The 4784-nt window shown below is 44.3% G+C and carries 5 protein-coding genes; all 5 read right to left on the minus strand.

All coding sequences use genetic code 11. From position 1 onward, the window contains the following. Positions 1-473, minus strand: a 473-nt coding sequence (locus tag RYL27_RS10930) for an AAA family ATPase (RefSeq protein ID WP_314967172.1), incomplete at its 3' end; no start/stop codon positions are given. Positions 474-505: 32 nt separating this feature from the next. Then, positions 506-2275 (minus strand): vWA domain-containing protein, encoded by a 1770-nt coding sequence (locus tag RYL27_RS10935; RefSeq protein ID WP_314967173.1) that lies wholly within the window; start codon positions 2273-2275, stop codon positions 506-508. A 118-nt stretch (positions 2276-2393) separates the two neighbouring features. Beyond that, a complete protein-coding gene (locus RYL27_RS10940; RefSeq protein WP_314967174.1) occupies positions 2394-3305 on the minus strand; it encodes a leucine-rich repeat domain-containing protein in 912 nt (303 codons plus the stop codon). A 211-nt stretch (positions 3306-3516) separates the two neighbouring features. Continuing rightward, complete coding sequence (gene ahpC, locus RYL27_RS10945) at positions 3517-4080, minus strand: alkyl hydroperoxide reductase subunit C (RefSeq protein ID WP_007157979.1); 564 nt, start codon at positions 4078-4080, stop codon at positions 3517-3519. Positions 4081-4222: 142 nt separating this feature from the next. Beyond that, positions 4223-4784 (minus strand): 5'-deoxynucleotidase (gene yfbR / locus RYL27_RS10950; protein ID WP_314967175.1); only part of this gene is annotated, 562 nt, incomplete at its 5' end.

Here is a 4784-nt window from a genome sequence, read left to right on the forward strand (position 1 = left end):
CCTGCAGTCACCAGCACAAAGCCCTCCGGAACCTGATGCATACCGAAGGTCTTATACTGAAGAAATTGCAGCATGGTAGGCGCCAATGTCTCCGACACCGCATTGATTTCATCCAGAAAGAGGATTCCTTCGGAAATGCCGGTCTTTTCAATTTGTTCATAAACGGAGGCCACAATCTCCGACATGGTATATTCCGTAATGGAAACCTCTCTGTCTCCATACATTTTCTTGGAAATATAAGGCAGTCCGATGGCAGACTGTCTGGTATGGTGGGTAATGGTATAGGAAATCAGATTGATTCCCAGTTCCTCTGCCACCTGCTCCACGATAGCGGTTTTTCCGATTCCCGGAGGTCCCATCAAGAACAAAGGTCTTTGCCTTTCCACCGGAATTTTATAGCAACCGGAGGCATCCTTTTGGTGATAGGCCTTCACCGTCCTTTTGATTTCTTCTTTTGCTTCTTCTATATTCATAAAGTTCTCCTTATAGTCTCTTCGCTTTTTTACTAATCCTTCTCCCTTTGGTACAGCTTCATCGCCCAGAAGGGAACATTGTCATCATCAATATCCTCTCCCTTGGGGAAGACAAAGGCGGTAACATAGGGCGGTGCCTCCTTGGGATAACGCCCCTTCCCATCGGTAAAATACATTAGCCCCTTTAAATTCTTCAGTTCTCCCCGTTTCTGTAAATCCGAAACATAGCGGAAAACCGGGCGGAAGTCCGTTCCGTAGCCTCCCTTTACCGCAAAATTTTTGCTGTATTGTTCTAAATCCTCTACATTTTCCAGACAAATGTCTTTCCGTAATTCATCATCACATTCCAGGATATGTACCTTTACCTTTTGGAAAAAGGCGTCCTTTTGCTTTAAAATGCCGGCAGTTTCCTCCAAAAAGCCCTTAACCATCTCCCCCTTGGTGGAATGAGAGGTGTCAATGGCAATGACCAGCTCCTGCAACTTTCTGCCTTCTCTATACTCGTTTTCCTCGATAAGGGGCATATTTCCGTACTGCTCTAAACCATAGTAATAATAGCCATAGTCAAAGGAATCCAAGTCTACTTCCATCTCTTCTCTATCCACGGACAGCCTCCGGAGAAAATCTCGAAAATCCGTATATTTCTTCTGTTCCAAACGCAAAAACCAGGCCAGACTCCCCTGTTCTTCTTGTTTTTCTTTAGAGGAATGTTCGATTTCCTGCTCCGTTCGTTTGCTAATATCTTCCCATTCCTTAGAGAGATCATCCCTCTTTTTCTTAGCTTCCCGCTCTTCTCTTTTCTCCTGTCCTGGGGGCTTCCGGTTTTCCGCTTTTTTTCTTTCTTCCTGCTTTTTTCCGGAAGAATTCCCACTTTGACTATCCTCTTGCTTGGTTTCCCCTTGGCTGTCTTCTCCCGAGTTTCCCTCTCCCGTGTTTCCTTCGCCTTCGCTCCCCCGGTTTTCGGGTTCTTGATTTCCCGCTTCTTGATTCTTCTCTTCTTTGCCTTCTCCATTAGAGGGCGTTCCACTTTGCGGGGAAGCATCTTCTGATGACTTGCTCTCTCGAGGAGACTTATCCTTATCTTCGGAATTTTCAACCGAAGTATTATCACCACTGTCCTTTTTCTCCCCCTCATTCTCTTCTCCGGAAGGCTTGTCATTGGGCGTAAAATCCTCCGGCAAAGGAAGGGGCGCCCCGTCGCTATCCCCCTCTCCTTCCTGTCCGGGAGCATCCTTTCTGTCTATGACCTTCCAAAATACATGGTCGTCCTTGTAAAACTCCCGTTCTAAGCGTTCCCAGGCATCATAATCCAAATCCGCCTCTTCCAAATACTGATAAATTCGCTCCGCACTTAAGGTTTTGATTTTCTCTTCCAATCTTTGGAAGGTATTCTCCCGATATTCCCCCGCAGGTCTTTTCAGTAAATCCACATCCAAAGAATCCAGCACATATTCCACATGAATATCACAGGCCATGTTCCAAAGTTCTTCCTTCTTATCTTCATTTTTAAACATGTGCCGAAAAAGGCAATGGAGCAGGCTATGCATATAAAGACGATTTAACTTTTGGGGACTTTCCATAAAAAGCTGGAAGATGAACTCGGGATGAAAATGAATCCTCTCCCCCTCTGTTCCCATCCTTTGGGTATTAAAATCCATCTCATAGGGAAGCCTATCCAAAGCTCTTGCCAAATGCCGCATGGAAAGACTTAGTTCATAACGAGATTGATTTAAAATCCTGCTGCCAAGGTCATTTAAACTTCCCTGGGCGGTAGGACGTCTTTCTTCCCTTTTTCCCTTCATTTTCCTTCCTTTCCATACACAATTTCACAAGATTACTATATCCACGAGAATTTCAGTCGATTAGTGAACATTATCCCGCATCATTTCTTCCAAATCATTCTTCCCTAAACTTTTCCTCTTACAAATCCGAAATATCAAAGAACATCTCCTCCTTTTTCTTGGGAAAATGCTTTTCCTGATAAGCTAAAAACAGGGCTGTAAGCTCCGGACACTCCTGCTTCCATAAAAGGGAAATAGCCTTCTCACAGGCCTCCTTAGACAAAATTTCCAAAGATAAATAATAACGAATCCACTCCTCTTCTCCCTCTTCCAAGAGAAAGGAAATGGAGAATTCTCCTTCTTCTTTCAAAAAATGAAGATACTCTTCCTTCGCCCAGTCCAGTAATTCCATAGGATATCGGAGTCTGCAAAGGGCAATCAACACCGCCGCCTCTTTGGCATCATAGCTAGCCCTTTGAAAATGTTTATCATAAAGACGAAAATCTATTTGAGAACGACCTACTGTTTGCCTGTAGCTGTAGCCGCAGCCCTCTATCGTATCGTGAATCTGCCTGGCCATGGTATTTTCCCGAACCTTATCCACATATCCGGGAAAAAGCAGGGCACACTCCCCTTTTTCCATCGTCAGATGCAGAAGAATCTGCCTGTCACTGTCCCCTAAGATATCTCGAAGAATCTGAAAACGTCCCTCTCTAAGCAAATGTACATCTATTTCCTGCAGACTTCTGCACTGCCGGAAGCTGCCGTCATAATACTCTTCAATGCTGTCAAAGAGACGAATATGAGAAAGGTGAACACAGTTAAAAAAGGAAAAACTTCTTAGGGTGTGCACCGTCTCCGGAAGCTCCACCGAGCATAAATCCTCCCTGCCGTCAAAGGCATGGCTGCCAATCACCCGCACCGGAAGCATGAGTCCCGCTTCGTTTTCCACCATTTTCGGAATCAGCAAATGACGGATACGTCCCTCATATCCGGTGATTTCCGCATATTTTCCATTCCTATCTTCTTTATCTTCAAAGAGAAATCCCATACTTTCCCCTTATTCCCCTATATTTCAACACTCTATTTCAGAAGATTTATAATCTCACCCTACATTTTACAATCTTCCCCTACATGAAGAAGTTCATAGCAGACGAGACATTGCACGCAACCCGTGGAATACTCGTTAAGAATAAAAAATCCCATTCGCAGAATTCTAACACAGAATTGCGAATGGGAAAATCTCTTGATTCAATTCTTTATTAAATCTTTCCAACTAAGTCAATTCCGGGCTTTAAGGTCTTTTCTCCCGGTGTCCATCTTGCAGGGCAAACTTCATTGCCATGCTCGGCAACAAACTGGCAGGCCTGAACCTTACGAAGAAGCTCATCCGCATTTCTTCCGATATTTCCGGCACTTACTTCATAGGTTACAATCTTTCCTTCCGGATTCACAATGAAGCTTCCTCTTTCCGCAAGGCTTCCATTCTCCGGAAATACTTCAAAGGCCTTGGAAAGGCTATGGCTGGGATCGGAGAGCATCGGAAAACTTAATTTTCCAATCTTGGAAGATGCATCGTGCCAAGCCTTATGCACGAAATGGGTATCGGTAGATACGGAATAGATTTCACAGCCAATCTTCTGAAACTCCGCATACTTGTTCTGCAAATCTTCCAGCTCTGTAGGACAAACAAAGCTAAAATCCGCGGGATAGAAAAAGAATACGGACCACTTTCCTAAAATGTCCTTCTTCTCCACGGTGCAGAAGCTGTCCTTGTGGTAAGCGTTAACGGAAAAATCCTCCACTTCCTTGTTTAATAATGACATACTACCTCCTTTTTCTATAAGCTGTTACCCCTTATAGATAACAGCGGTTTTAAAATAATAATTATTATCATTATTCTATAGGAGTATTCTATCGTTGTCAATGCAAAAATACAGCTGGCCTTTTATTTTTGCTGTTGCTCTTTTATTTTTGCAAAATAGATTCCGTAAGTTCATCCAGCGTCTTTCCGTAGGCCGGTAAAAAATCCTCCAGAAAAATCCGAAGCTCCGGAAGCTCCTTCGCCAGATTTTCTATGATCTTTTCCGTGGATTGCAAAGCTGTGGAGAATTCCTGATTACCGGCTCTAATTTCCTCTCTACACTTAATCAAGGCGGAAAGCTTATCCGCCGCCTTTAAGATCCTATTTTCATAGGCGGTATTCTCCTCCTCAGCCGGGAAGAACAGTTCCCTGTACGCCCCCTGCATATCCTCCGGCAAGGCCAGAAGCAATCGCTCCTCCGCCTCCTTTTCCACTTCTTTATAGGCGGCGCGAAGAGCTTCCTTTCCATATTTTACGGGAGTAGGCATATCTCCGGTGAGGATTTCGGAGGCATCATGATATAAGGCTCTCAAGGCCAATTTTTCCGGAGAAAGCTTCTTTTCAAGGCGAATATTTCCTATGGTCGCCAAGGCATGGCTTAAAATCGCCACCTCCAGACAATGCTCGGAAAGATTCTCTTCCCTGGCATTTCGCATCAAAGCCCAG

Origin of the sequence: Oribacterium sinus (genome assembly GCF_963537195.1) — a bacterium.
Taxonomy (GTDB): domain Bacteria; phylum Bacillota; class Clostridia; order Lachnospirales; family Lachnospiraceae; genus Oribacterium; species Oribacterium sinus_A.